Origin of the sequence: Rhizobium sp. 768_B6_N1_8 (assembly GCF_051811225.1) — a bacterium.
Lineage (GTDB): Bacteria > Pseudomonadota > Alphaproteobacteria > Rhizobiales > Rhizobiaceae > Rhizobium.
Genome location: NZ_JBPWPV010000003.1, coordinates 121469 through 148404 on the forward strand (window position 1 = coordinate 121469; position 26936 = coordinate 148404).

Genomic DNA, 26936 nt, shown 5'->3' on the forward strand with positions numbered 1-26936 from the left:
GCATTCCTTTGATTAAGGGGAGGCGATAGAGTGGGCGTTGAACCGTCAAATCGGCATTTCATTATTTCAGTTGTCGTCGTCGAAACTCACCGGTAGACCGCCGATGGTCGAAACCTTCCGACCCTTGAAAAGCTCGCTAAGCGAACTTGAAAGGCAGATCGATAGCATTTTCGCCACCCCTTCACCGGCACTTACAAACGCGTGCGCCATCATGGAGTCGATGTAAGCGCCGTCACCAGGGTTCAATAATACCGGTCCGTAGAACTCCGTGTGCATCTCCACGGTGCCGGATAAAACATAGATGAATTCCTCGCCGGGATGCGACGCCCACTTATTTCTGGGTAAAACTTCCTTGGCTTTTATGTCCATGATCAGTGGAACCATGGCCTTGCTGACTAAGTCGTTGCAGGCAACCTCGTAGTCGTAGCTAGAAAATCCAAACTTTTTGCCTTCTCCCGCCCGGGCGATCGACCTGCGGCCGCTCGCGAACTTGGGGCTATTCGGACCAAGCAAATCGTCGAAGCTAATTTCAAGAGCCATAGAAACCCTGGCAACAGTATCAAACGACGCACCACTCTTGCCGTTTTCGACCTTTGACAACGTCCCAACTGCGACCCCTGATTCCTCGGAGAGATCGTGCAACGTCCACCCACGCTTTTTGCGAGCAGCAGCTAAAAGTCCACCTATGGACGTAACAATAGCAGGCGGATCGCTACCGTCTTCAGGAGCCACATGCGTCATGGTTCGCGTTTTCGCCATTCAAGTTTTACCTCTAGTTTCCGAATCGAATATTCGCGCGCACCTTCGGTCTCATAGATAGCCCTGTGACGCATCTCGAGCAAGCCTGGCCTCGCTTGGGGACACGCCGAGAGATATCGGCCCGTAATGCCGAACCTCATTGCCTCCACCATTGCTACGATACGGGTACCGGCGAGCACTTGGTTGACTGCCTTCATGGCTGAATTTTGACTATAGGATCCCCGAGTTCGGATACGGTTTGGGCCATGGCGTTCAATGTTGGCCGAGCGTGCCCGAATGCATAGTGATACCGGACGCCTTGTTTATACTCACCATTGGCCTTCTTCACTCAGCCGCCGGAAATCGGCACAACTAGCAAATGGACGCTGGCAGTAGAGCATCGCGCGGCAGTCCGTCTGTTCGTGCAATCGAGACGGACGGAATCACGCTTCGTTGATATCGCTCGGCTTCTGATTTTTGCTGAAGACCACTTCAATCGATTTGACACTTTGGGCGACGCCGAAAGATCCACCTTGATTGTCTGTAAACCCAACCAGATCACGGCCGTCGGGCCTGCCTCGGGTCTAATGTTCCTGCGAGGACCTCAAGAAGGATAAGGTTTCTGGCCTTTGCGGATCAGTAAACATTTGCTGAGGTGTGCCGATCTCATGAATCTTTCCGCTCTTAAAGAATGCAACGCGATCGGACACCTCGCGCGCGAATTTCATTTCGTGCGTTACGACAATCATTGTCATGCCTTCACTCGCAAGCATTCGCATCGTGTCCAGGACCTCTCCAACCAATTGGGGATCAAGCGCGGAGGTAACCTCGTCGAACAACATGTATTGCGGGCTCATGGCAAGCGCGCGGGCTATAGCCAGTCGTTGTTGCTGCCCTCCCGATAGCCGGCTCGGAAAAGACTTCGTTTTTTCAGTGAGACCAACATGCGCAAGGTGCCGAGCAGCGATCGCTTCTGCCTCCGCACGTGAAAAGCCGAGAATTTTTCGTGGTCCGATCGTCACATTTTCAAGTACCGTCAAATGCGGGAATGCGTTCCACTGCTGAAAGACGATACCGATTTTTTGACGCAACTTGTTGAGGTCGGTTGCCTTCGAGTGAACTTCGGTGCCATCCACTGTAATAGCACCCGCTTGAATCGGTTCCAGTCCGTTTATGCACATAAGCATCGTCGACTTCCCCGATCCCGAACCGCCGATCACGGATAACACCTCACCCTTATTGACCTCTAAAGATACATTGTCGAGAACGGTCAATGATCCGAAAGATTTGCTGACCTGGTCAATCTTAATCATTCTGCAGCCACCCTTTTTCAAGGAAACGGCCTATCCTCGCCAGCGGAAAGCTGACAATGAAGTAGATCAGGCCGGTTATGGAAAGTACAAAGAACGGTTCCTGAATTCGCGTAATCACGATTTGCGAAGCCTTCAACAATTCGATCACCCCAAGCCAACTGACAAGCGCGCTGTCTTTCAAGAGACCTAGCGATAGGCCTAACCATGTCGGCAGCATCACCCTGACTGAAATCGGAAAGGCCACAAATTGCATGTCTTGGCGCCAGGTTCCGCCGAGGGACCTGAAGGCGCGTCGCAGTCCAGCGGGCACGGCCCGTATCCCACTATCCACAATTTGGGAACAATAGGCGGAGGTATAAAGGGACAACACCACGACCCCTACAGTGAAGCCGGAATATCGCGTGCCCACAACAACCTGTGCGGCATTGATCAGAATAAGCTGTATAAGAAGAGGTACACACCGAAACACGTCAAGAATGGCATCGAGCGCCACAGCTGGCCACTTCGGCAGAACTGAGCGAACAATGCCAAAGAGAACTCCGAGCAGTGTGCCGGCCGCAACAGCGAGAAGCGTGATCCCCGCGGTCGTACCAGCGCCATAGAGCATAAAGGCGAGATCGCCGCGCGTTAGATCCGTTGCGATCATCTATTTCTTTCCTTAGTACCTGAAAAGTCGCCAAGACATCGCCCGCATCCCCATCATCACGAGCTTAGCCATGGCATAATAAAGCGCCGCGGCGATGATGAAGTACTCGAAGGTCCTGAACGTCTTGACATTAAGCTGCTGAGTTACGCCCGTTAGATCTGAGCTGAGACCTACAACGACACCCAGGGAAGTCATCAGGATCGACCATACCAGCTGGTTCGTCAGAGGTCCGTAGACGACCCGCAGCAATTGCGGCAGAATGAACAGTCTGAACGTGGCAGTCGCACCGAAACCAAGGGAGCGAGCGGCTTTTGTCTGTGTTTGAGGTATCGCGACCAAACCACCTCGAAATGTCTCAGCGAGATAGCCCGCGTTATTGAACGCAATTCCTGCCGTCAAAGCACTGATACTGCTTACATGTAAATCAAACTGGCCGAGGCCGAAGTAGACTACATAGATCTGAAAGAGGGCCGGGGTATTGCGCGCGACCTCAACCCAAAGAGCACTAAAGGCACGAAAAATGCTTAATCGTGAATCTGACATCACGGCCAAAACAACAGCGATACAGCTGCCGACGACCATAGCAATCAGAGCTATCTGCAGCGTTGTCACGCATCCGTATAGCATCTCGGGAAGCGCCCGGAATGCCGGGCGCCAATGGAAGGTGTAATTCATCGCTCAGTTATCCGACCAGGATCTTTGTGATCAGCGATAGACATCGGTTACTGTGAGATTAGCTGGGTTATCGCCGATCCACTTTTTGTATAGCTCTGCGTAACGCCCTGTCCGCGATTGCTGGTTGATGAAGAGATTGAGATAGTTGATGACCCCAAATTCTTCCCTCGGGACCATGAAGGCGACGTAATCCACGACATATGGGGCATCGCCAGCTTCAGCCAGATCGGGAAACTTACCGGATTTCAAGACAGTCGCGGCGACTGTCGAGGGGAGTACGGTTCCAGCGATTTGTCCCTGGCTTAGAGCCAGGAGTACATCTGCTTGGGTTTGAAATGCCTTATAGTCACCGCCACCCCATTTCTTAACGTCAGCTTCCAGCGCAATTCCCTCTGTCGAACCCGCCGGGGTGCCCACGTCCTTCCCCTTCAACCCATCGTAATTATCTATGCCGCTGTCCTTGCGAACGAGCACCACCGACTTGAAGGCGAAGTAGGGAATGGTGAAGCCCACCGTCTTAGCGCGTTCGAGGGTGTCCGAAGCTGAGGCGATGGCAATGTCTGCACGTCCGGACATCAGCGCAGGGATACGGTCCGGCAAAGGTGTCTCGACAATCTCAGCTTTTACGCCAAGCACCTTGGCCAGATCATTACAGGTGTCGACGTCGAACCCGATTGGTTGCTGTGCCTCGTCTCGTGCTCCCATGGGCGGGAAATCGAGCATTACCGCGCAACGAAGGGTGCCGTTGGCAATTATGTCGTCCAGCCGGTCAGCCTTGGCGGGCCCCGACGCGGCAGCAAATGCGAGCGATAGCGTAAGCGGTATCAAAAATTTCATTTGTGTTCCCCTTGATGCGAGGCGGTCTTCTGCCGTGGCAAGGCCAAGAAATAGAACATTTCCATTTGTGTCAATAATTTTCGATACGGAAATAATTCAATGTTTTTGCAAATGGCGCCTTCCGTTAGTCCCACGGCAATTGGCGAGCTGTCCCGCTCGCGCCGGGACCAGGCGCCGGTCCCTCGTCGCAGGATCACTTTGCCGGCGACTCGACCCAACGACCCTGCTGTGTTTGCCGCGCCCCAGATTGCCGATCCGGCGCATGGGCACCCGCTGACCGGAGAGCAATGTAGAGATGAATTCAATCACCAGAGGTTACGCGAGCGCTCTACGTTTCGTCTACTCGCTTTCAAAGGCTTGCCGACGTCTTGGCACGGGCCAGTATGTACGGATCGACGCCGGGCAGACTGCCCGTCTTGATTTTCGAAGATCTTACGAGTTAGCGAACCTACTAACGTGCAAAGCGACGTCGAGCATTCGATTTGCAAAACCCCACTCGTTGTCGTACCAGCCGAAAACCCGCAAGAGACCACCCGGTGAAATAGAAATTTCGGGACGGGAGATCACCAGGGACTCGCTTCGGGCGCGCATGTCGACTGAGACAAGCGGCTTTTCGATCCAGCCCAGAACCGATGAAGCCATAGTGGTCTCCCTCAACTGTTCAACAGTATGGCTGAGCGATTTCGCTTCTGTAACCAGCACCGTGAGGTCAATGGCGGAGACGCTCGCAGTCGGAACACGGATCGCCCGAGCCTCGATCTTTCCTGCCAGCCTCGGCAAAACATTACTCAGGAGCTTATGAGCGCTCGTGCTCGTCGGAACCATGGACAGAGCGGCAGCTCTGCTTCGCGCGAAATCGTTACGTGGTTGATCGACGGTTGGTTGGCTACTGGTATAACAGTGAATTGTTGTCATTTGGCCGCCAACGACCTCGAAAGCGCCGTCGATCACCTTAAGGATTGGCGCCAATGCATTTGTAGTGCACGACGCGTTGGAGATAACCTTTTGTCCATCGAAGATCTCCTCGTTGGCTCCCAGAACCATCGTGTACCGGTCACTTCTTCCTTCCAAGGACCAAAGATGCTGTCATACTGAAAGAGATACGCACAGCTTTCCAACACCGCGACGTCGTTAATTAAGACTAGGTCCAGATCGTGGTTCTGTTGCAATAGTATCCGGAGGATGGAGCGACCAATTCTCCCTAACCCGTTGATTGCTATCGTTGTCTTTCGTTTCGTCATCGTGGCTGCCGAGTGTTAAATCCAGTGAGGGTAATAGAGGAAACTTGAACGCTCTCGCAATGTGACCGTTTGTTGCTGGAGTACACCGCCGTCTGGCACAATTGCGCGGTCAGATCCGAAAATCAGCGGAATTTGTGGGATCCGTCGCAAACTTTTTGTTTCAGAGTTTCAGCTCCTGGGACGTTGATCACACGAGTGGAGGACACGATGTTCAAAGGCAGGCATTTTGACCGGTCGGTGATCCTGCTCTGCGTCCGGTGGTATGTGGCTTACAACCTCAGCCTCCGAAATCTGGAGGAGATGATGGCCGAGCGAGGGATCTCCGTTGATCACGCGACCGTTCAAAGATGGATTGTGCGCTTCGCCCGAATTGCTGGAGCGGTTCAAGCGGTGCAAGCGAGCCGTCACTGGCAGGTGGCACGTCGACGAGACATATGTCAAGGCGCGCGGGCGTTGGACGTATCTCTACCGGGCCATCGACAACCTTGGCGACACGGTCGATTGCAAAGATCGAGGAGTGCTGTCGTCGATGACGGAGGGGGCCTCTTGGCAACGAACTTGAAGTCGACGATAAAACATCGGGTTGGAACGCAGATCGAAGTGCCGTCGAGCTTGCCCTGTCCCGCAGACATCCGTGCTCGGCTATTCCCGGTCTGGAACATATGTTTCGGCTCCCAATAAGGCCTGATCCGAACCAAGGTGTCACGGCACCCATCGTGTTCCATAAATTAACGTTATGCCTCAGACATGTGTTTTCAATGATTTAGTGAATAATCAGAGGCGGGTGGGTTCGATTCTCATCAAGGCGACCATTGCGTCTACGACCACCCGCACAGCTTCACGAAGCGCCTGGTGAACCGGAGCCAATAGGCTACTCCAGTTCCGATTTTCGTTTGAGCAGCAGACGCGCGCCGGTGTAGTCCCCGTTGGTTATCTCGACACCGTACAAAGCGTACGCCGCCTTGATTTTGTCTTTCGTCGTTTCGGTCGCGAGTCCTGTAGCTTCAAATCGATGCACCGTAGAGAAAGCAACTCCGGCATGGTCAGCGAGCTCTCTTACCGACCATTTAAGGATAGCGCGGGCTGCCCTGTTTGCCTCCGGAGTGAGTGCTGCCATTTAAGTCGACCAAAAAAATGAATACAGGTGTAGCGAAAAGTGCTTGACCAGCATTCGCCAAGCATCTATGAATACGCTTGTAGGCATTGTGTGGCGATTTAGCCAGAGGAAGCACGCCTTTCTGCACCTGAAATCCGTCTCGAATCCGCCGTTCTCACGTGCGGAAGCGCATTCTCGTTCTTTTGCTCCGGTGGTCACATGGAATTGCGCCAGCTATCCTACTTCATCGCGGTGGCCGAGGAGCTGCATTTCGGCAGGGCGGCAGCCAAGGTGCATATCGCTCAGCCGGCGCTGTCTAATCAGGTGATGGCACTTGAGAAGGAACTCGGCGTGCAGCTCTTCATCCGCTCGACACGGCGGGTGGAACTGACAAGGGCAGGGGCGGCCTTCTACGAACGTTCGGTGAGGATCCTCAGCGAAGTCGACCTGTCGACCGAAATTGCCCGATCGGTGGCCGGCAAGACGGCGAAGAGGATTGCGATCGGCACCGTCTATCCCGCCACCATCGGCGTGCTGCCGTCCTTCCTGTCGCGCATTGCCCGCAAATATCCCGATATCCGCCTGCATATCGAAAGCGGCACCACCGATGACATCATCCGCCATATCGAGGCAGGCCGCATCAATCTCGGCTTCATCCGGCCGGTGGAGAATATCGGCTCCTTGCGCTTCTTCTCGATTGCTCACGAACGTTATCTGCTGGCGGTTGCCAAGGAGAGCCCGCTGTCTGCCAAGAGCGAGATCAATCTCGAGGATCTGCGTAGTGAGAAGATCATCTCCTTTTCCCGTCAGAACCTCTCCTACAGCGAGCGGTATTTCGCGGAAAAGTTCGAGGAACACGATCTGACCGACAATGTCGCATACACATGCGACGACACCTTTTCGCTGGTATCACTCGTCTCCGCCGGTCTTGGCATCGGCTTCGTGCCGGAATGGACGCAGGATCTGCCGAACCGCGGCTTTGAACTGAAGAAGGTGAGGGGCGTTGATTTCAAGATCGGGCTCGGTGTCGCATGGAACAGGGAAGATCCGACCGCCTCGCGTGACGACATCATCGATATCGCCCGATCGCTGGTGCGGCCGGGTAGGTGAGGGAGCCGTCCCGACCTGCAATCTGGGACAGTTTTAACCGCAGTAAAAAAAGCCCGGCGCGACAAGCAAAGCCATCGATGCGACTTCGCAGATAAACTCTTCAAGAAGGGCTAATACAATATTGGCTGAGATCGTTGCGGTTCGATTGGCGGCATCCGATATCGTTTCAGTCAATCAAAGCTAGCATCGCTTCGCCGTCTTAATTTGTTACCCAATTCGTCATACCGCAAACCGCGATGGCGAAGGGACATACTGTTCAACCCGAGCAAATAATGCTTAACTCACCTTGGGGTTGCTTTTTCGGTTGCACGTCCGAACCGGCGTGATGCTGACCATTCTTATATTTCGAGGAGAGCGGGTGTGAGCGTTGCGGACGGTCAGTTTGAATCTCGTGCAGTTGAAGCCACCGTCGGCCCATATAATCCCTGGGCTGCATTGGAAGAAGCAAGCATCCGCGCGTTCCAAATCTCCGCCAATAGGCTCGCGCCCGGTTTGGTCGGAGCGCTTCAACGCGCGGTCCACTACGCTCAAGCCGATCCGTCAACCAAGTCTATTGTAATCGACCGGATTCAATTTCTGCTCGGGGTCCTATCCATCGGGGGTCTTGACGAACCTTCGGCGCAATTTGGCAACACAGCAACGTGGATGGCCGAGTTCGTGCGGCAGCGGGCCACTGGCGACGTGTCGCAGATCGTGAAGTCGCGGTTGGTCAGCGCCGATTCGGTTATTGAAGCACATCGAAGTGGTGCACAGGTTGTTGCCTCCCAGCGGATGGAGGCAATTGGCAAAAGGGCGATCGAGATTGCTGAAACTACGGTCCATCGATCACCCGCCGATCTTCGCCACCATGTTGCGGCGTTTCTTGAAGACAAACAGGCATGCCAAGCCGATTTTGCCGAGCTTGGCTGGCGGGCAACCGTCGGAGATCTGGTGCGTTTGAAACGTCGGCTTCTCAAGCGCATCGCAATCAAGCCGGAGGCAAACGAAGATCTGACGGCTTGGCAACACATACTTTGGGAAGACCTGCCCCTGGGCACGTTTCGCGATGAGGTCCCAGGCTTCGCATCCGACCAGGCGAGCGCCCCCTTCGTTATTTCCGGGGCTGACGTTCTTTCAAGTTCAAAGAGCGATCCCTCTCGTGATCCCCTCGATCTTAAAACAGACGTCAAGGCCTTTGCACGGCTTATATGCCTTGAAGAGGCGGAACCGCCAATGTCGATCGGTGTCTTTGGTGGCTGGGGTTCCGGCAAATCCACCTTCATGCAACTGCTGGAGCAAGCGGTCGCCCAGCTCGCCAAGGGACAGAAAAAGCGAAGGGAAGAGGAGCAAGTTTCGGCAGAAGGTCTCGTAGGTGAGCCCCGCTTTATCACGAACGTCGTCCAGATACGTTTCAACGCATGGCATTTTGCCGACGCAAACCTCTGGGCAAGTTTGACGGCGGAATTCTTCGACCAGCTTCGGGCCGGCGGCTATGAAGGATCCGGGAAGGCCATACATCGACGCTTGGTCGAGCGCGTGAACGATCATGTCCACGCCCTCACTTCCGAAGCCGCAACCGCCCGCCAAGCTCTGGCGGAAAGTGAGAAAGCTCTCCAGAAGCGACAGAAGGAGCGCGATAGCGCTGTTGCTGAGGCAAAGAGTGAGAAGAGCCGGAAGATTGGCCAGACGCTTGCCGATGCCGTTACCACATCATTCAATGAACACAAGGCCGATCTCATCGAAATGGGGCATCGGACTTATGCAGACCACCCCAAGGAAGATATTGAAGACTTTGTGAAGCTGGCAAAGAGCGTGCAGTCACTGCCAGGGCAAATCAAAACCCTTCGCTCCTACATTTTTGCCCGTGGCGCCCGGGCAGCTGTTGCGATTGTGAGTTTTGCCCTGTTGGTGTTCTTCACGGCCTGGATATGGCCAAAAGACATCGAGAGTGGTGCTGTCCAGCTCAATGCTCTCGGCGTATTCGGATTTATCGCAAGCTTAGGAGGCCTTGCCCGCACGATCCTCCCCGGCGTCAAGCTCATTGGTGGGCTCGCCAAATCGACAGCGGGTTTCGCCAAGGAGCTCGACGATCTGACTACCGAGGAGATCAAAGCGGTAGCGAAGGCGGACGAAGCAGTCCTACGCGCCGCCACCGAAGCCCAAGCCCGCAAGGCGGCGGCTGATCGAGCGGCAAAGGCTCTCTCACGCTACATTGACCCCAAGGCCGGCACATCGAATCCGCCGCGGCTGCTGCGCTATATGCTTGAGGATGACCCGGACACCAGGGCTCTGGAAAAGGAAATCGGCCTAATCAGCCGGATCCGTCGCCTGTTCCAGGCGGTTGATGAGATCGTGAGCGAAGAAAAGCGCAAGCCGACCAGGGCAACTGGAGAGGAAGAGGGCAGGGATCCTGACGTCCCGGACCGGATCGTCATCTACATCGACGATCTTGATCGCTGCACGCCTTCGCAGGTGTATGCGGTGCTGCAAGCCGTTCATCTCCTGCTTGCTTTCCGGCTCTTCGTCGTGGTCGTTGGTGTCGACGTTGCCTGGGTTGAACATTCGCTGTCAAAGGAGTTCGGCCCATCTGGTGCATCGCCCGAATGGAGCGATGGTCTCGCCATCCGCTATCTTGAGAAGATCTTCCAGTTGCCGTTTTGGTTGCAACGGCTTTCAACCGATGGTTCTGACGGCGGATCATATGCAAGATTTGTCCGGCTGATGCTTGAGGGCAATTTGGCAAGCCAGGTCGCCAGTCCGCTTACCATCGACCGGCCTGCATTCGAGCCGAATGCCGAACGATCGTACGAGCAGAACAGCATCGGGCAGACGGCGGGCGATACGAACTCGCCAAATCAGGACGCAATTTCGGTCGAGTTTGAGACCTCCGGTCTCGATGATGCATTGTCTACGGTCCAGATGACGATCGGCGAGATTGATTTCCTCGCCAATGACGCGATCGGTCGGCTTGCCGGCGACGAGCCTCGCACGGTCAAGCGTTTCATCAACATCTATCGGATCATTCGCGCACGCCTTGATGAAGAGGCACGGCGATCGTTTCTCGGCGAAGGTGACGCCCCGGCAGAATATCCAATCGTCTGCGCATTGATCGCCATCGAGACCGGTCAGTCGAGTGAGATTGCATCGGCCTTCTATGCCCAGCTTAATCAGACACCGATCCTGGACATGGGACAGGTCAGACCCGATCCAATCGGCGCAGCGTTTCAGGCAGCGACAGCACAAAGGGGAGGCGTGCCAGTTTCGTCGCAAGACTGCAAGCGACTATCCGCAAGCGTCAGGCGCTATTCCTTCAACCCGATCCGCTAGTTCGTCTGGCGTCGCACTTTGCACGAGCGTGAGGCCGATCTGACGTTCAGCTGGATAATGCGACCCTTCACAGTCGCAAATGGGTTAGAAAGGAATAGGTTGGGGGAGGTTTCGAATGGACGCTCGTGAGCGCAAGCGGTTGAATAGAATTGCGGAAGATATGCTCGGCGAAGCGCGAGCTATCGGGCATGCCAGGGTGTATTCGGCGACCGGTTTTTCTCAGCAGAACATTTCCATCGCCCATCAGCAGACTCGTTGCACGAACCTCGCGTGGGCCCTCAGACGAAGAGCAAAGGTCAGAAAAGCTGACGTCGTTGCCATCGTTGGAGGGGCTTTTTCGGGGATCATGCTGGCCTGCTCACTTGCAATTGCCGACGACATCATCGTGTACGTCATTGAGAAGGATTATCGGCTTCTCAATCGCTTTTTGGACAAAAGCCACCGTTTCCTTTCCCAAAATCTCAATACACGCGATCTGCGCAAGAAGTTCGACCCGTCTTTTGCTGCCCCCATGGATCGGCCACCCATTTTTGATTGGGAGGCCGGTGTTGCGAGCGACGTTGCAGGTGCATGGATGCGGGAATTCGATCGACACGCTTCCAAGCTGCCAATCTTTACGATCGAAAGCTGCGAGGTGAAGCCAGGTGCCATTTCGGAGACGAACGACAAAGTCATCGTTCAGCTCCAGTCATCCGCGGAGGTAGAGCTCAGGCCGCTTGTCGTCGACCTGCTGATCGACGCGACCGGGTTTGGTGAGGAAGCGAACCCACTCAAGCTTGCCGATTATAGCTACTGGGAAGGCGGGCATCGCCTCATCTACGATCACCTGTCCCCTGAAAGCAATGTCTTGATCTCCGGCTGCGGGGATAGCGGAGTGATCGAACTGATGCACTATGCGTTCGGCGACTTCCAACACGAGATGATCAAATATTTCTGGCCTGCCCGTCAAAACCTGGAGGCTACACTGGACCTGGGATTAGAGCACATAAACTCGGTGATCCGCAGTGAGGAGATAGTGGACTTTGAAGGCCAGGTAATATCGGAACTATGTTGGTGGCTCGGAGAATGGCGTATTCTGCGCTACTGCAAGGATCGGAGAGCGGGTTTACCAAACCCAATATTTACCGCAATCGAAGTGCAACTCGCGGAGCGGATAAGCGCGGCCTTTCCGGGCCGAAAGTCGGAATCCATCACTGAAGATGAACGGGAAACGTTCGTCTTGTCCTTGTCTCTGGAAGAGCAGCTGGATTTGCGCGTTGCTATAAGCTCAACAATCGACGACACCCTCAGCTTGGAGATTGCTGCACTGGTGGAGCCTGTAAGCGTGGCAAACCTGCTCAATGTAAGCGAAATTCACAAGAGGCTTCGCCCCAACGTGGAAATCACCATGAACGGCCTGACTCCGACACCCTTCACCCGGAACATGTCCCCCTACAACGTCTGGCTGACGCATGTGATGATGGGGCTTCCTAACGTCCACTATCAAAGGGGACGTATCGTCGATACCTGCCATATTTCTGGTGGGAAAACAAAGGTCATATTCGCCGACGGCATGTCGGACGTGTACGATCGCGTTGTCAGTCGCTACGGACCGGGCCGACGGGAGCCGGGAAAGCAATTGTGTTCGGGAGCTTTGCGAGACCCCTATCCAGGTGATTTTTTATTGGACTATCCGACCTATTCAGTATCGGACAAAAACTCAGCAAGCATTCGCATTGCAAGGGTTGGGAACGACCGTATCAAGGCGAGATTACCGGTGGTTCAAAGCCGGCGCGGAAGCGACCCCAAAAACCCGATCTACAAGCAATACTACATTGCCAGAATGCTGACGACAGAAGCCAATGATTGGATCTCTGATCCACGGTACAAAGATCCACAAACGTGGCTCAGCGACGCTATCAGGAAGGGATGTTTCCCAGCTTACGTGGATCGCTCATAGATCCAGGCAAATGAAGTCGCATAGTGCCGAAAGCGAGTGTACGGGCAGTCGGTTCCGCTGCTACTGCGGCCGCACCTTTCGCGCCCACGCATGGCGCGAATTTCCGCTTTCGGGCGCATGTGCCGCGCTGCGGCTATTCCTTGGTCGCTACGACGACGCGGCTCTCCACGGCACCTCGGACTCAAGGATCGCGGTCGGCCCGAGGATCTGAGGTATCTGGTTGTATTGCAGCTCTTCCAACCGCGTGCTTGTCTTCGCGACGAGGTCGTTGAAAGTAATCTTACCGGCACTTCGCAGAATGCTGGCAAGACTGTAGGTGAAAGCGCCGTAGCTCGTTGCCCCGTGCCGGTATTCATAGGACAATTGGTCCTCGCCGCATGCCTCTATGATGAGGGGAAGGTATGGTCCTGCCGCTATCGCCGGGTCCTGCTTCTTGAGACGGTTATATTCCCGTGACGAGATCCCGCGGAGCATAGAGGCACGGCCGATCCTCTCGCTTGCGCCAGAATTCCCGAAATACCTTACTTCGACGTCTTTTTTGGGACTGAATTCATCGACAATCCTTTGGAAATCGCGGCTCACCCACATCTGGGTTTTGCTATCCCATTTCAGTTCTCGGTGCCTGATGTCGTCCGGTGGCGTGATCCCGCGGGGCCGTGCGCCGCCATCGCGATGAATGCCACCCGAATGGCAGCAATCGAATATCATGATCAACCGGGTGTCATAGGGCAGCTGGCTGTAGAGCTCATATATCTGGTCGTCGGCGACATAGGTCTCCGGGGACCAGTTGAAGTCCCATGGTACAAGCGTTTCGACATAGTGGTCAGGTTCGAAATTGTCACCGTATTCCGGAGCCCTTGCTCCGTGGCCACTATAGTAGAAGACCAACTCGTCGCCAGGCTTGGGATCGTCCAGCAGCCATTGCAGGCGCGACTTGATGCCCTCGGCCGTCGCGCGTTTATCGAGGCATGTGCGGATGGCTTCCGGCGGCAATCCGCAATCCTGGAGCACGGAGCTCATCATGAAGACGTCGTTGATGCAGCCTTCGAGCCGGTTTGCCGGATCTGGATAGTCGTTTATGCCGACCAGTAGAGCCTTCTGACGTTTGCGATCCTTGCCTTCGAACGACCGGGTCTGAGCCACCATCGACGGCGCGAAGACCCGCGCATTCGTCGTTTCGGCCGCGATGGAGCGCCATACGTTTGAAACTGTGGCCGGATGTGTCAAATAGCCGGCCGCCGAGTGATCTGCGACACCTGCATCATCAAAACGCGTGTCGGTCTGGCTGAAGTTGCGGGCGTCTGGAAGCCTGATCGGAGCTGTGAAGACATCGTCGTGAACGTTGTAGAGGTGGTACCAGAATTTCACGTCAAGGAGCTGGATCCGGCCATTGGTCAGGTTGCGAATGACGAATGGATTGCCGATTTGCGAGCCGAACGTGACATAGTGTGCGCGGCCAAGGATGTCGGCCAACTCTTGGGATTTCGCATCGCTGTGAGCGAACGCGTTATATGTAATCAGAGAGCCGAGGCTGTGGGCGAGAATGACATCCGGCTTGTGTTCCAGAATTGCGTCGTAGACGCGCTTGCGCGTCTTTCGTTTGAAAGTCTCGTCCTCCACCCAGGCAACCACATATCCTGCGGTCCATTTGATCCTGTCGGAGATATCCGAGACGATGCCGCGTTCTCGCCTGAACGTTTCGGTAGCGCCGCTCTTTGCAAGCTTCCAGATGGCCGAAACGCTTTCTGCAAAGCTGATTTCCGTCTTCTCGAATATGTCGTCATAGGTCATGAATTCGGGTCTGATCGATAGGCCGGGCACTTTGGGAAAAGCGGTTTCCAGAGCGTCAGTCCATGTCTGCGCCCACCCTGATGCCCTTTGGTCGCCAAGTCCGTGCACCCCTAGTATTTTCAGCTCCCTATCCGCCATTGTCCCCTCCCGGCGCTTGGAAATGTGATCGTCGCGTTGCCCGTGACGCACTCAGGGCGCCGATCGCTGCGATCCCAGTCAACATTGTCCGGACTCCCAAACCGATTGTGGAGAAGGGGCCAGGTGCTGGATGCGGCAATGCCTCTACGCTTAGAGCTATTCAACTATTGGGCACATTCAGAGGAAATGCAACCGCGGTAACCCGTTTGCGCTATCTGCTGGTGGTCGCCGAGAAGGTCATTTGTTGTCCACGCCAACCGTCACGGAGACATCATCCATTTGGTCCGATCGCCCGAGCGACCTAGCAGGCGAGAACGGCGATGCGATGCGAACCGATCGTCAAGTCGGGTCGCCACCTTACCCGTTATCGGTGATCGCTCATCCTTGCGACAATGTTTGGTTTGACATCGGCGGTGCCTTGATGGCCGCTGCCTCAGGCAACCGGAGCAGTCGCAACCACAAATTCGGATCGCGGATGCGGTATCGCGGGCCGGTTTGCGCGCGCTCAGGCCGGAAAATGCGATCGTGCCTCAGGGCAACGAACAAGCCGGAGCGGTCGCGAGCCATCGGTTCAAGACGGCGGCGAGCCGTAATCCGGCACGGCCGAGCTGCTCATCGACGACAGGAAGTGCCTTATCATAATAGGCCTTGTCGAGTGTCGCGCCGCTTGAGATGCCCGCGGCCATATCCCGCGCCAATTTATGCGCTTCCAGCGTCCAGGCGACCGGATCGAGCGTCTCGGAGGCCTCCGGATGTTTGAGCAGCCAATCGCCCTCGAGCCGATCGACATAGGAGCCCCAGGCATAGGTCGTCTGCCGGATGATCGTGCTGTCCCACACCGCGTGGAGATTGTCGTCCGGGGCCTTCGGCGGCGAATTGATCAGACCGGCGAATTTCACGGTGACCTTGATGCCGTTGGCGCCGTTTTCGTCAGCCACTGTATGAAACGGCTGATGCAGATCTCCGACGAAATGGATGAGGTAACGCAGGCTGTCGCGACGCTGCGCCGCATCGGCCGCGCAGGTAATCTCGTGCTCGGCCCGGTCGATTTCGGCAATCGCGCAATCGCCTTTCGGGCTTGCTGCGCATTGCGAGATCGGATCGTAACTATTGTCGGCGAGTGGAATATCGACGAAATGCCAGTTATAGCCTTCGGGATGCGGGCCGGAGCGCGCATCGTCGGCCCAGCTGGCGACCGAAGCCATCGAGACCTCGCCGCCAAGGATACGCTTGACCTCGATGAGTGCCGTCGCCGAGAGCCGTCGTTGCGCAATTTCGGCGACGATTGCGTGGCCTTCCTGACCCCAGGCGAACGCCTGGCCACATCCGGCACTGAACAGAGCGGCTGCGACAACAAACACTTTCATATGGTACCCCCCGACAAAACAGGCCATGGCTGTCCTTAGACGTTGGCTCGTTCAGGATCGCATGGCCGCGACGGCAATTGCACCACCCGGATACTACACTTATATGACGAGTTTTGCCATTGCCTCAGCCGTATCGCTCGCGCATTCGATCCCCTGCCGGCAGAAAGGAAACCCTTGCGTTACGGTGGGGGATGGAGAGCAGAGGAGGGCGATTTGGATTTACCGCCCGCCTGCCTGCGCAATCGGCAATGCCCGTCAGCCCTCGAACTGCAGACGCAAGGCCCATTCGGGAAAATCGATCAGCGGGTTTCGATTGCCCTGAAGGGTGTAGATCGCGGCATTGCGATGTCTTTCCCATTCGTCGGGCGCGTATTGCTCGTGCCAGGCTAGCAGAGTTTTCAGTCTCTGGCCGACATAGCGCCTGCCGACGACACCGGGATAACGCAGCATGAAGTAGAGCGTCGCCCGCGCCACGGCGCCTTTTCCGCCCTTGGGCTCGAACGTCTCGTCCTCTACCCGCCCGCAATCCTGCATCGTCCGTTCGAACTCATGCTGAACCAGTGGATGGTTCGACCGAAAACTGTTGCACCGTGGTTCGCACGAGAACAGGTGATGGAGATCGCCGCGCATCGGCTCATTCTTGTTGAACCAGCTTTGCGGCACCACGTGCTCGCAATTGTACTGGAACTGTGCCTCCAGCATCGATTCCAGGTCCGTCGATTCCAGAACACCGCTCTCCAACAGAGCCGAACGCGCCTTCGTCCTAAGCCGCTCCACTTCGCGATCGGCCTGGATGAAGTATTCCGACGTGGCTTCGAAGCCGGAATAGATGCTCTGCACCTTTCCGTTCTCACGGACATCGACCCAGGGATAGACATGCGCCGACGGCTCATAGCTCAAGGGTTTGGCGTGGGTTCGCTTCAGTATGCCGGCCACGGCCGAAGCGAAACCGGCAGTGCCGGCCGAAACCCCGTTCCAGTAAGCGCCACGCACGATAGCATCGGCCGTTCCGTCATAGTAGGTGCCCCGGTCGGCAAGGCGTGTTCGCGCTTCCTCGAGCGACAGCGTGCCGGCCGGCGGGTCGTTGCGGCGGCGCAGACCTTGTGACAGGCGGCGCAATTCGTCCTCGCTCAGCGGTTGGCCGGCGGCTGGCTCGGAATGGGCCGTTCCGGTGGCTGCCAGGCGTAGAAGAATGGGACGGTGATCTGAGACTTCCTGGAAGCGATCGATGTTGCGGTCGAGGGCAACGATCATGAAATCGCGTCCGTCTGGCACCAGGTTGGGCGATATGAAGACATGATCGATCAGTGATTTGAAAGGCGCCTTCACATAGGTGATTTGCTCCTGTGCAGCATCCTGCGCGGTCAGTGCGGTCAGACCGGCGGAGGTCAAGGGGTCGAGATCGCCGGATGCCAGGGTCGCATTGGCGTCTCCTCCGATGATCCAGTCGGTGTCGAAGCTTTCATCCTTGGCGAGTTCGGCAACCGCTTCGGCAAGCAGGCGCGCCGCCATCTGCCGGCGCAGGCTGCCCTCGCCCATCGCCTTCAAATGGATGGGGACAAGGTTGAAGGTCGTATCCGTGTCGCGGATCTTTGCCTTGACCTCATACAGCGCCGGATAGCGATCGAAGACCCTGCCGTGGACGGCCTCAAGACCGAGATCATCAAATTGACGGCTATCGACCTGGAGCCAGCGTTCGACTTTCGCCGGCCAGTCTTTCGCTGTCACGGTGACGGTGCCGCTATTCCACATCACCGTCGTGATCTGCTTTTCCGAGGTTGCGTCTTGGCTGGCGAGCACGCCCCATCGCTTGGTGCGATAATTCGTTTCCAGATGACGGGCGAGCGCCTCGGTGGCTTCCAGACTGGATTCGACGAAGACCCAGACATCGAGGTTCATTTCGACGATTACGCGGGCGACGGAGTCGAGCTTGTCCTGCCAGCGCTTGTTGAACCATTCGATGTTCCAGAAGCCGATATCCAGGTCCTGATCTTCGCCCTTGTAGGCGTCGACAACCCGTTCCATACCGCTGTCATTCTGGCTAACTGTCCGGCCGAGCGTGCCGAAAAAACCGACGAGCTCATCGGTGCCGCCGAAGATTCTAAAAATTCGGGCGGCATCGGCGTTTCCGGTTTGGGCCTCCAGTTCAAGAGCTGCCGCGATTGCGGAGAATTTGATGCCCTCGTTCGCCGTGTCTTTCGCTGCGTGGTGGAGTGCGATAAGTTCCCAACCGTCATTCATGACCGGTGCGCCCGAACTGCCGGCTTGTGTGTCGGATTCGTAGTGGATGACCTGCGTGTTCTGGAACACCACCTTGTTGTTGCGGATGGCCACCTCTTTCAGTTTTCCGTCGGGATGTTGAATGATGTTGAGCTTGTCGTCCTCGGCAACGACGAAGGCCTGCCTCAGCAACGGGACGCTGCCGAAGGTCGCACCGGGCTCGCCATCGACGCCAACGAATGTCACATCGAGACCGCCCTGGCCGCCGGAGGCGACGACCGGACTGGTCCAGAACAGAAGATCGGGGCGCAGACGGAAAGTCGAAACCTGCCGTACACTCCCGTCGGCAAGCGCGGCAAAATCGAAGAGTGCCCGACTGCGATCAGCCACCTCCTTGCTGTTGAGGACGTGATGATTTGTGCACAGGATCCCAGGCGCAACGAGAAAGCCTGAACCGCTCCACGAACCGGATCGACCTTTGTAGTCAACGCCCGAGGCATCGATCTTGCACACTGCACGGGAGCGCGCCGCACCTTCCTCCAGCCACCAAGCCGGGCGCAGATCGTTCGAATCGACGACCTGCTCCAGAGTGACGGACAGTTCCTCGAACATCGTGCTCGCGCCGGTCGGCAGGCCCTCAAACCGAGGATCGCGCAGGCTGCGGGTCTTTTGAACATCGCCCGGCACTATCGCCAGATTGTCGATGCCCCAGTCCGCTTCGCTTTTCGGCGCTGAAGCGCCCTGCAGCCGCTCCACTGCCATTTGCTCTTCACGCGAACGATTGGCGTCTTGTGTCGAATCCACCATCTGTCTCCCCCCGGATCAGAAATTGCAGTATTTTCAGGTCACGAATCCTCGATGCGAGGAAGTGTTACTGTCGCTATTGCATGCAACTGGAATTTCAGATGTCCCCGATACTTTAAATGCCATGTTTTCGCGCAAATGGCGAGTGAAATAATTAATACAACGTTGCTAGGGCTGCGCAGGGACGCTGTCGAACGACCATGACTTTCATCCGCAATATTGTCCTACGTGGAAGGTCTGGCTTTAAATTCCGGTCGCAAAGCCGTGCGATCATCCGGTCGCTCGGTCTGCATGTCGACTTCACGGAGGTGGACAGCGAACCAACTATCTGCGATCCGGAATCGGCCTCAGGTAGAATTGCATTAGCGACTGAAGCCGACAGATTGGCCCTGCCATGCCTGACGCTGCGCGATTGGAGCGCGTTCAAACACACCTGCCAACATCAATCGTCATTGTCGTCCTCCGTCCGCCCACTGGTCCCGAATAATCACCCTTTACTAAAACCTTCACTGGGATGTGCAATGTCAGCTAGCTAGGCGTCGCTCAAAGCGAAGCGATCGGCTCGATATGTCGTCGATGAAATACGGGAATCGTCGGGACTGTCATAAATGACCATCAGGTCCGTTTGCGCATCCGATTGGAGCCAACACAGGCCCTCGGGCTTTTCATGAATGCCGTGCCACGTATGCAGCACGCTTACCGAGGTGCTTTCCGGCTGATTGAGATAAATCCGGAAAGGACCCGACGCATCGCCGACCGGGCCGGCCAGAATGAGCAGGCGGTCGTCCATCCAGGTCAGGTCGCGAATGCCAAGGCCGCCGAGGTCCAGAAAGAACCGGTTCTCCGATCCTATTCGAAATCCGTCGGTCATCCTCAGTTCGAAAATCATCGCGTGACTGTCGATCGTCGGACCCCTCAGGCCGATGAAGACGCGGTTGCCGCGTACTGCGAGCCCTTCGATGTCGATGCCGTTCTCCTTGCTGGGCAACGCGCAGAAAGGCGCGATGAAGATATCCCGTTCGAGGGTCTCGCGCAAACTGCCCGGGCCCTCGAACGGGAGCCAGTCCGCCTTCGAAATGTGACCGCCCGCATCGCGGAGCTTGAAACGTGCCAGCAATCGCCTGCTTTTACGGTTTTTGAACTCCCAGTTCAGGGAGATGCCCGGTTCGGGCTTCTTCCTGACCCTGCAGTGGGAGCCGCAGATCCAAAGGTTGTCACCCTCACAAGCAATCGCCTCCAGATCAAGCTCGTCATCGCTCTCTGCGCCCGGTATATTTTCGATGAGATCGTCCAGGATATGGTGCTTGATGAGCCTGTAGACGTCCTCCTCCAGCTTGAGACATTCGAGCGAGCGTCCTTCATCGGACACCGTCCACATGAAGTTCCCGCAGGTCGCAGCACCCGACAGGTTGCGCAGAAGGTCAAGCGATGCTGCACTGCCAAAATCGAGCAGCACGTCGCCGGAAGTGGTGAGGCGATCGTTCCCATTGTCCGCTGACATGCCATGTCTCCAGGTCGACCGGACGCCTCTAAGTACATTGTATTTCCGTTCGCGGACGAGGCGGTTTTCCGCAATTCGACTGCAATCCCGAACCCGATTTTGCGGAATTCCAAGTCTATCGCTGAAGACGGTATCACAAGTTGCAAGCCCGCCCCCGAAAAAGACTTTTATGGCGACCAGTAACCCTTCAAGGCCTTGCTTCCGCAAGGCGTCATCGACTTGCCAAAGCCAGAAATGCAGTCCTTTGATCAACAATCAACACGACAAATTCTTCCATAGTTTTCCCCACGACCGCACGGGGACGTTTAAAGAAAAGCCTGCCACTGCTCCCAGTCCGGCCCCGGTCGCGGCCGCGGCCCCGATTGCAGCCAGCCCCGCCGTAGCGGGCACCGCAATTGCGGCGACCGCTGCCGACCCCATGATGACCGTCATGTCGGCCGCGCCAACGAGTGTTCCGGCTGCGGCGCCGACAAGGAGCTTGCCGAGTACTGGTGAATCATCCCCCCTCCAATTCCCACTGCGCGCGAAAGTACAGACCTTCTTTTGGATGTTGTTCAACGTTTTCTCGATGCCCTTGTAGTCGTCCTGATCGACTTTGCCTTTAGTGGCTATAAGTTCAGCGATTGCTCGATCCAACTCGCAGAAGGCATCCTCCGGCACGTTAGCGCGTCTAAGGATCTCACCTTCAACTTCGCGGAATGCCTTGAGATATCCCCCCAGAGCTTCGGTCTCATTTGGAAGTTTGTCCACAGCTTGCTTCGCGGATTGAACCAATACTTCGAGGTCACCTGGCAGTTCCGGATCATTCACCAATTGAGTGAAGGCGCTGCACGAAATCCTGAGCAGACGTTCGACATCGTCTTCCGAAGGCGCTTCGCCGGGAGCAGGCCGAAACGGAACCATCTGCTGCACGACGCTGTTCCAGTATTGTGTGTCTCTAAGAACGCCCATGATTTAGTCCCTCCCTGAGTGGTCAAGCGCAAAGACGCAGTGGAAGCTCCTTTTACCATGCCCAGGCATGCATAATCGCGGCTGGTCTGTTAGATGCAGGTCGCATTTCGACTGTCTGCCATGCGACCAATGAGGGTGTTTTCCTCGTGTCGCGACCTTATCGCCACCCGCGGAAATGCCTAACTTCGCACCGCCACGCGAATGGAATGCACTTCCCGACGAAGTCGCTCTTGCACTCCAAAAAGTGTTCGGCCTTGCCGTGGAAGACGCGCTGGGAATCGAAGCCCGCGCTGGCTGCGGGCAGGTCTGCTTCGAACTGCCCGAAAGCGCAGGGCTTTGGATCGTACCCAAAATGGCGCTGCCGGTCGCCTCAGTAGTAATGAGTGAAGCTCCGTAGGGGCGCAGGCGATTCCCGAAGTCTCCTCAGGGGTCGGGCGCTTTTTGGACCATCCTCCCGCGATTCCTATCGCGCTCGGATGCTGCCCAACTTGATCGATACAAGGCGCCCCTGGGCTAGTCTAGTCGCCATTTCTGGTGACCCGATATCGGCTACCTCATCCTGTCGACTTGAGCGGGCGGCCCGTTTGGTGGAGCGTCGTGACTGGCGCTAATCGCCAGGAGCCCAGAGTTTCGCGGGCAGATCGATCGCGCAAAAGGAGATCTCAACATGGACAGGTATGAGGAATCGATGTTCGACGACCTCGCCTTCGATGAGGCGGAGGGCGCCGCCGACAGCTATGACGGTTATGACGAAGCCGACGAGGGTGACGAATACGATGACGCCGATGAAGGCGACGAATTCGAAGAGGCCGACGAAGGCGACGAATACGAAGCCTCCAGCTACGACGAGATGGACGGCGGCGACGAGATGGACGAAGTCGACGAATATGAAGGCGATGGCTTCGATGAAGGTGAGGAAGAAGCTTGGGACGAGGCTATGGCTTACGCCTTGGGCGCTGAAGACACTGACGAATTCATCCGCCGCGTCGCCCGCGGCGTCCGCCGCGTCGCAACAGCGGTACGCCGCGCTGCTCCCACAATTGGGCGCATTGCCCGGGCTGTAGCGCCAGTGGCAAGCCTGATCCCGGGGTATGGCACTGCGATCGGTCGTGTGGCCAATGTCGTCGGGCAGCTGATGGCAGATGAAGCGTCCGAGGAGGAAAGCCTCGCCGCCTTTGCCGAACTGGCCGTGCGCAATCGGGCCGCCATTCCTCTGGTAGCCGGCATGGCTGCCCGCCGCGTGCTCGGACGGGCCGCGGCCAGGATGCCTCAGGCTGCGCGCCTCCAGGCGGTTCGCACCGTCCGGCGCGCCGCCAATCAACTCGTCGCCCGCGGCGGGCCCACTGCCATTCGCGCTCTGCCGCGCATCGCCAACAGCGTGCGCCGTACTGCGGTGGCCCGCCGCACGCCGCCTTCGATGCGGCCGCGGGTTCTAGCGGGCACCGCCAGCCGGGTCACCGGTCGCCAGCATGGCTTGCGCCGGCAACTCACCCGGCCCTTGCCGGCAGGTCGCCGCATCATCCAGCGCACGGCAGCAGCTGTTCGCTCGGGAGCTTCCCCAGCCCGCAATCTAGGCGGCACGATCGCGCGCGGCCTAGGTGGCGCAGTTGGCGGTTTCGGCGGCGGCGGGCGACGGATCATCATCCGCGGTCCGGTCACACTCAGTTTCCGGCGCTAGACCGATCGCAGGGAAAGGATCGCGACGATGCGTGCGCATTCTTCCATCAGGCGGTTTCTGGATACCAAGTTCAAGGCGCTCAAGGCCCGAGCCCAGCGTTTGACCCACTTGACACCCAGACGGATCGGCCTAAGGCCGGAAGACCTGCCCTACGCGCCGTCGCGATCCCATTTCCATGCGGCCAACAAGCGGCTTGCCGGCATCAGCCGGGCCATAGAGCAGGAGATCGGCAGGATCGAACACAGTTGGCCGCCGGCCACGACCCAGGAGGCCTTGACTCGCATGGCCATGCTCGACCGCAAGGTCGATCGCCTGAGGCGGACCTTCGGGATGTTCTTCGAGGTCATGTCGCAGCGCGGCTCCGGCTTCGCACCAGCTCTTGCCGCCCATGACGCGATTGCACTGGACTGTTATGCCGTGGTGCGAGTAGCGCTTCCGGGCGTATTCCCAGGACCCCTGCTCAAGCCGCTCACCTATATGGAACACGGCTATTCGCCGGCAACGCAGCGCCGGGGCGTAGCATTGGCGAGGCTTCTCGGCGACACAAACCCGTTTCCGGTCATTCGCGTCCCGTGGGATCGCGACAATTCATGGCAGCCCGTGTTCCTGCACGAGGTCGCTCACAACCTTCAGGCAGACATGGGTCTGTGGCAGGAAAATGCCGAGGCTGTGGCGAACAGGCTCGCGCGAATGCGCTTCGATCCTCTCGTCGTCACCATTTACCGCCGCTGGCACAAGGAGATCTTTGCAGATCTGGCGGCTCTGCTTCTGGGCGGCACAGCCTCCGTATGGGGCATGATGGAATTCCTCGCTCATCCGGCGGCCAGAGCGCTGACCTATCGGCCGGGGGGCGCGCATCCGACCGGCTGGGTGAGGGTGCTGATCCTCACCGAAATGCTGCGCCGCATGGGATTTCCTGAGGAGGCCGCAAAGGCCGACAAGGTTTGGCGCCAGCTCTACGATCCACGCCGCGGGCACAGGCTTCCGCCGATCCTACTGGCGGCCACGCCGCGGGTGATCCCGGCCATCGTCGACGAGATCGCCTACCAACCGCGTCATGGGCTTGGCCAGCATGCGCTCGCCGATGCCATCCCGTTCACACGGGCCGACGAGGCGCGTATCCGCAGCGGCGGCATGGAGATTGCCGCAGGCCGCGTGCCCGAACTGCCGCCACGCTTTTTCGTCTCCGCCAGCCGCTTTGCCCTGGAAGGCGGTGCCGACCCGCGAAAGATCTCGAACCTTGTCTTCGGGCACCTGGCCCATCGACAGAGCCGCCGCAACCGGCCTAACCAGCCATCCCCGAGCGCACTCGTAGCATGAGGTGAAGTCATGAGCGTCCCATTGTCCTATGGCAGCACGATGATCAGCAGACCGCGCTCAGCAGCTACGGTCGCCGTCGACAATTTCCTGCGCAAGTCCCTGCGGGTCAGCGATCCGCGCGATCCTCTGCAGATCGCCAACGCGCTTTTAGCCCGCTATCCCGAAGAGGCCGAGCGCGACCGACGCGAACGGGCGGGGCTTCCTTATTCGAATATGCCGGAAATCGCACCGGTGATCGTCGGGGCAGGGGCCTAGTCGACAGAGATAGCGCAGGCGCTCGACGACATGGAGCGCGACCTGCAGACCCTGACGACGGCCTCGCAGCTAAAGTCCATCCGCGTTGAGATGATCGGCTGGGGGCGCGCGATCCGGCAGATCTCCACCGACGGTCTTGCGGCCGCAAAGCTGTCGCTCGATACTGTGAACCAGGATCGGGCCATGACGGCCAGGCGGAAATTGGCTGAGTACGGTCGGTTGTCACGCTATGTCGGAACGCTGACGGAGGGCAGTGCGCTCTACTTCCGCCGCTTCGCCCGCAGCTGTGATTCCTTGGCCGGATTGATCCTCGTGGCGATCGGTGAGGGGCTTGCAGCCAATGGGATCACGCGCAGCACGAAAATAGTCCGCGTGGCCGCCAGCGAGCTGCATGCCCGGCGCGAGGCAGTGCTGCGGGCGCTGAGCGGGCTGATCGGCACGTCGGAGAGCGCCGATGGCCTGCCGCGCGGCATCGCGGCCTATGGCCAGCTTCTGACTGCCCTCGACGGGCGGCCCGAACTCAGCACCCTGCTGGAGGAAAATACGCTCGCTGCGGCAATGGACAGGCTGGTCGAGTTCTCGACAAGCGGCAGCGTGGAAGGCTTGCGCGAGCTCGCCAGCATCTCGGCGTCTCCAGTCGGTAATTTCCAGGACATCATCGGCATTTCCAACGATATCATGAACGATCCGATGCACGGCATCGACTCTCCGCCGCTGCAGAATTTTGTCACCTCGCTCGAGCTCTTTGTCGGCGCATTCATCGGACGGGACAGTTCAAGGATATTGCACATCGCAAGACCGGCGATCCTTTCGGGTGGCCTTTATGACATCGCCGGCAGTGAGGGAGCAACTCGTCTGCAGGCGCTTGCCAGCGCGCGCGGCGCTCTGGTCGCCCAGATCGAGGAGCTTGCGGGCTGTGGCTGCGATTTCAACGCTGCGGCATCCGAAGTGATGCTGGACTATCTTCTGTTCCAGCTCGACCGGGCCATCGATCTTACGGCCGCCGGAACGGATATAAACGGCCGTGGCAAAGCAGAAAAGCGTGCAGCCGCCGTCGGTCTGATTTTCGAGAATGCTCCGTTAATCGTGGACAAGGACGCCAAGCCCTATTTCGCTTTCTCCAAGGAACTAACGGATGTGCTGAAATATGTCCGGGACACCTTAATCGTGCCATTCCGTCCAAAGGCGTGGGAGGCGGATGTCATTCCCTATCTGGTGCAGGAACTGGTCAACGGGTCGGCCGCCGAAGAGCGTGGTGAAAATCTCGTTCGATCGCTCTCGCCAGGGGCGCATTCGCGACTGTTCAACCTGGCCGCCGACGAGGTGCGCCTACCAGGCGGGTCCACCAACGGCGAGCGCTCCTCGCGGTCGCTTGTCAGATCAATGCTTGCTGAGACCGCACGCGTTCGACTTGAAGTCGCCGTTATCGACATTGTGGGCCGGATGCCGCTCATGCCGACCCTGGCGAGAACCGTATATGGGGCATTGCCTCGGATCGCCGATTCCATTGAAAATATCGAGGAGCACGTGATTAAGCGCCCCGGCCCCGGCCCCGACCCAGATCCCGGCAACGGTTCGGGTCCGGATGGTGATTCCAGTGGCGGTCAGGAGCCAGGTGAGCCTACGGAGCCCGGTCTTTTCGAAGACGACCTGGTCGTCGCGCTCTATGCCGTCGCCATCGGCCCAAAGGGCGGTTTCAGCGTACATGCCGCGGGGAAGTGGCTGCGCGAAGCTACTTCAGAAACCGGTGGCAAGCACCTGCGCGATATTGTCGAATGGGAGGAAGGGATGGAAGGCAAGAAGCGGCGGGAGAGCTTCATCAACGCTGCTGTGGGTGTCGCCGCCGATTTTCAGGGGCTGCCACAGAGGTTGAGCCGAGAGCAGATCGGACGCTTCTTCGATCTCGCGCCCGTCATCCTAGAAGCGATCATTGAAAGCAACAGCCCGCAAGCCGGACAAGACGAGCAAGATGAGGTCTGATCATGGCAATCGAATCCAACGAGGTCATCC

20 protein-coding genes and 1 pseudogene are annotated in these 26936 nt (G+C 57.5%); 8 read left to right on the top strand and 13 right to left on the bottom strand.

What is annotated here, in order from left to right:
* Positions 1-66: 66 nt before the first annotated feature.
* From AB8B33_RS35165 to AB8B33_RS35195, 7 genes are all read right to left on the bottom strand, one after another.
* Positions 67-759 (bottom strand): helix-turn-helix domain-containing protein, encoded by a 693-nt coding sequence (locus AB8B33_RS35165; RefSeq protein WP_439019012.1) that lies wholly within the window; start codon positions 757-759, stop codon positions 67-69.
* A 563-nt stretch (positions 760-1322) separates the two neighbouring features.
* Complete coding sequence (locus AB8B33_RS35170) at positions 1323-2051, bottom strand: amino acid ABC transporter ATP-binding protein (protein ID WP_439019013.1); 729 nt, start codon at positions 2049-2051, stop codon at positions 1323-1325.
* Positions 2044-2697, bottom strand: coding sequence for an amino acid ABC transporter permease (locus AB8B33_RS35175; RefSeq protein ID WP_439019014.1), 654 nt, complete (start codon positions 2695-2697; stop codon positions 2044-2046). The genes AB8B33_RS35170 and AB8B33_RS35175 overlap by 8 nt, the downstream gene beginning before the upstream one ends.
* A 12-nt stretch (positions 2698-2709) precedes the next feature.
* Positions 2710-3372 carry an amino acid ABC transporter permease gene (locus AB8B33_RS35180; protein WP_439019015.1) on the bottom strand — a complete coding sequence of 221 codons (663 nt, stop codon included), beginning with the start codon at positions 3370-3372 and terminating at the stop codon, positions 2710-2712.
* 30 nt (positions 3373-3402) lie between these two features.
* On the bottom strand, positions 3403-4209 hold the full coding sequence (locus AB8B33_RS35185; protein WP_439019016.1) for an ABC transporter substrate-binding protein: 807 nt from the start codon (positions 4207-4209) through the stop codon (positions 3403-3405).
* A 432-nt stretch (positions 4210-4641) separates the two neighbouring features.
* On the bottom strand, positions 4642-5253 hold the full coding sequence (locus AB8B33_RS35190; RefSeq protein WP_439019017.1) for a hypothetical protein: 612 nt from the start codon (positions 5251-5253) through the stop codon (positions 4642-4644).
* On the bottom strand, positions 5157-5450 hold the full coding sequence (locus AB8B33_RS35195; RefSeq protein WP_439019018.1) for a glyceraldehyde 3-phosphate dehydrogenase NAD-binding domain-containing protein: 294 nt from the start codon (positions 5448-5450) through the stop codon (positions 5157-5159). Before AB8B33_RS35195 ends, AB8B33_RS35190 begins: the two co-directional genes overlap by 97 nt.
* Before the next feature lie 207 nt (positions 5451-5657).
* Here AB8B33_RS35195 and AB8B33_RS35200 point away from each other — a divergent pair.
* Positions 5658-5952, top strand: a pseudogene (locus tag AB8B33_RS35200) (IS6 family transposase); the annotation flags it as partial.
* Between the two features lie 369 nt (positions 5953-6321).
* Here AB8B33_RS35200 and AB8B33_RS35205 read toward each other — a convergent pair.
* A complete protein-coding gene (locus AB8B33_RS35205) occupies positions 6322-6567 on the bottom strand; it encodes a transcriptional regulator (RefSeq protein ID WP_439019019.1) in 246 nt (81 codons plus the stop codon).
* Between the two features lie 198 nt (positions 6568-6765).
* Here AB8B33_RS35205 and AB8B33_RS35210 point away from each other — a divergent pair, with 198 nt between their 5' ends.
* The 3 genes from AB8B33_RS35210 (at position 6766) to AB8B33_RS35220 (ending at position 12901) form a co-directional block, all read left to right on the top strand.
* On the top strand, positions 6766-7656 hold the full coding sequence (locus AB8B33_RS35210) for a LysR family transcriptional regulator (protein ID WP_439019020.1): 891 nt from the start codon (positions 6766-6768) through the stop codon (positions 7654-7656).
* Positions 7657-8016: 360 nt separating this feature from the next.
* Positions 8017-10962, top strand: coding sequence for a P-loop NTPase fold protein (locus tag AB8B33_RS35215; protein ID WP_439019021.1), 2946 nt, complete (start codon positions 8017-8019; stop codon positions 10960-10962).
* A gap of 115 nt (positions 10963-11077) precedes the next feature.
* Complete coding sequence (locus AB8B33_RS35220) at positions 11078-12901, top strand: hypothetical protein (protein ID WP_439019022.1); 1824 nt, start codon at positions 11078-11080, stop codon at positions 12899-12901.
* Positions 12902-13048: 147 nt separating this feature from the next.
* Here the strand turns inward: AB8B33_RS35220 and AB8B33_RS35225 are convergent, their stop codons facing one another.
* The 5 genes from AB8B33_RS35225 to AB8B33_RS35245 form a co-directional block, all read right to left on the bottom strand.
* On the bottom strand, positions 13049-14830 hold the full coding sequence (locus AB8B33_RS35225) for a caspase family protein (RefSeq protein WP_439019023.1): 1782 nt from the start codon (positions 14828-14830) through the stop codon (positions 13049-13051).
* Positions 14831-15360: 530 nt separating this feature from the next.
* Positions 15361-16197, bottom strand: a complete 837-nt coding sequence (locus tag AB8B33_RS35230) for a S1/P1 nuclease (protein ID WP_439019024.1) — start codon at positions 16195-16197, stop codon at positions 15361-15363.
* 255 nt (positions 16198-16452) lie between these two features.
* Positions 16453-19221, bottom strand: a complete 2769-nt coding sequence (locus tag AB8B33_RS35235) for an endonuclease (protein WP_439019025.1) — start codon at positions 19219-19221, stop codon at positions 16453-16455.
* Between the two features lie 532 nt (positions 19222-19753).
* On the bottom strand, positions 19754-20722 hold the full coding sequence (locus AB8B33_RS35240) for a DUF3616 domain-containing protein (protein WP_439019026.1): 969 nt from the start codon (positions 20720-20722) through the stop codon (positions 19754-19756).
* Between the two features lie 255 nt (positions 20723-20977).
* Positions 20978-21673 (bottom strand): hypothetical protein, encoded by a 696-nt coding sequence (locus AB8B33_RS35245; RefSeq protein WP_439019027.1) that lies wholly within the window; start codon positions 21671-21673, stop codon positions 20978-20980.
* Positions 21674-22340: 667 nt separating this feature from the next.
* Here AB8B33_RS35245 and AB8B33_RS35250 point away from each other — a divergent pair.
* The 4 genes from AB8B33_RS35250 to AB8B33_RS35265 are packed head-to-tail and all read left to right on the top strand — an operon-like array spanning position 22341 to position 26906.
* Positions 22341-23351, top strand: a complete 1011-nt coding sequence (locus AB8B33_RS35250) for a hypothetical protein (RefSeq protein WP_439019028.1) — start codon at positions 22341-22343, stop codon at positions 23349-23351.
* 27 nt (positions 23352-23378) lie between these two features.
* Complete coding sequence (locus AB8B33_RS35255; RefSeq protein ID WP_439019029.1) at positions 23379-24671, top strand: hypothetical protein; 1293 nt, start codon at positions 23379-23381, stop codon at positions 24669-24671.
* Positions 24672-24680: 9 nt separating this feature from the next.
* Positions 24681-24926 carry a hypothetical protein gene (locus tag AB8B33_RS35260; protein ID WP_439019030.1) on the top strand — a complete coding sequence of 82 codons (246 nt, stop codon included), beginning with the start codon at positions 24681-24683 and terminating at the stop codon, positions 24924-24926.
* Positions 24927-24956: 30 nt separating this feature from the next.
* Positions 24957-26906: a hypothetical protein gene (locus tag AB8B33_RS35265; protein WP_439019031.1), complete on the top strand. Its 1950-nt coding sequence runs from the start codon at positions 24957-24959 to the stop codon at positions 26904-26906.
* Positions 26907-26936 lie beyond the last annotated feature (30 nt).

Coding starts and splice junctions, on each gene's coding strand:
- AB8B33_RS35265 (WP_439019031.1), top strand. CDS start 24,957: ATGGAGCGCGACCTGCAGACCCTGACGACGGCCTCGCAGCTAAAGTCC.
- AB8B33_RS35245 (WP_439019027.1), bottom strand. CDS start 21,673: ATGGGCGTTCTTAGAGACACACAATACTGGAACAGCGTCGTGCAGCAG.
- AB8B33_RS35210 (WP_439019020.1), top strand. CDS start 6,766: ATGGAATTGCGCCAGCTATCCTACTTCATCGCGGTGGCCGAGGAGCTG.
- AB8B33_RS35250 (WP_439019028.1), top strand. CDS start 22,341: ATGGACAGGTATGAGGAATCGATGTTCGACGACCTCGCCTTCGATGAG.
- AB8B33_RS35220 (WP_439019022.1), top strand. CDS start 11,078: ATGGACGCTCGTGAGCGCAAGCGGTTGAATAGAATTGCGGAAGATATG.
- AB8B33_RS35175 (WP_439019014.1), bottom strand. CDS start 2,697: ATGATCGCAACGGATCTAACGCGCGGCGATCTCGCCTTTATGCTCTAT.
- AB8B33_RS35170 (WP_439019013.1), bottom strand. CDS start 2,051: ATGATTAAGATTGACCAGGTCAGCAAATCTTTCGGATCATTGACCGTT.
- AB8B33_RS35230 (WP_439019024.1), bottom strand. CDS start 16,197: ATGAAAGTGTTTGTTGTCGCAGCCGCTCTGTTCAGTGCCGGATGTGGC.
- AB8B33_RS35195 (WP_439019018.1), bottom strand. CDS start 5,450: ATGACGAAACGAAAGACAACGATAGCAATCAACGGGTTAGGGAGAATT.
- AB8B33_RS35225 (WP_439019023.1), bottom strand. CDS start 14,830: ATGGCGGATAGGGAGCTGAAAATACTAGGGGTGCACGGACTTGGCGAC.
- AB8B33_RS35180 (WP_439019015.1), bottom strand. CDS start 3,372: ATGAATTACACCTTCCATTGGCGCCCGGCATTCCGGGCGCTTCCCGAG.
- AB8B33_RS35185 (WP_439019016.1), bottom strand. CDS start 4,209: ATGAAATTTTTGATACCGCTTACGCTATCGCTCGCATTTGCTGCCGCG.
- AB8B33_RS35165 (WP_439019012.1), bottom strand. CDS start 759: ATGGCGAAAACGCGAACCATGACGCATGTGGCTCCTGAAGACGGTAGC.
- AB8B33_RS35190 (WP_439019017.1), bottom strand. CDS start 5,253: ATGGTTCTGGGAGCCAACGAGGAGATCTTCGATGGACAAAAGGTTATC.
- AB8B33_RS35260 (WP_439019030.1), top strand. CDS start 24,681: ATGAGCGTCCCATTGTCCTATGGCAGCACGATGATCAGCAGACCGCGC.
- AB8B33_RS35205 (WP_439019019.1), bottom strand. CDS start 6,567: ATGGCAGCACTCACTCCGGAGGCAAACAGGGCAGCCCGCGCTATCCTT.
- AB8B33_RS35255 (WP_439019029.1), top strand. CDS start 23,379: ATGCGTGCGCATTCTTCCATCAGGCGGTTTCTGGATACCAAGTTCAAG.
- AB8B33_RS35240 (WP_439019026.1), bottom strand. CDS start 20,722: ATGTCAGCGGACAATGGGAACGATCGCCTCACCACTTCCGGCGACGTG.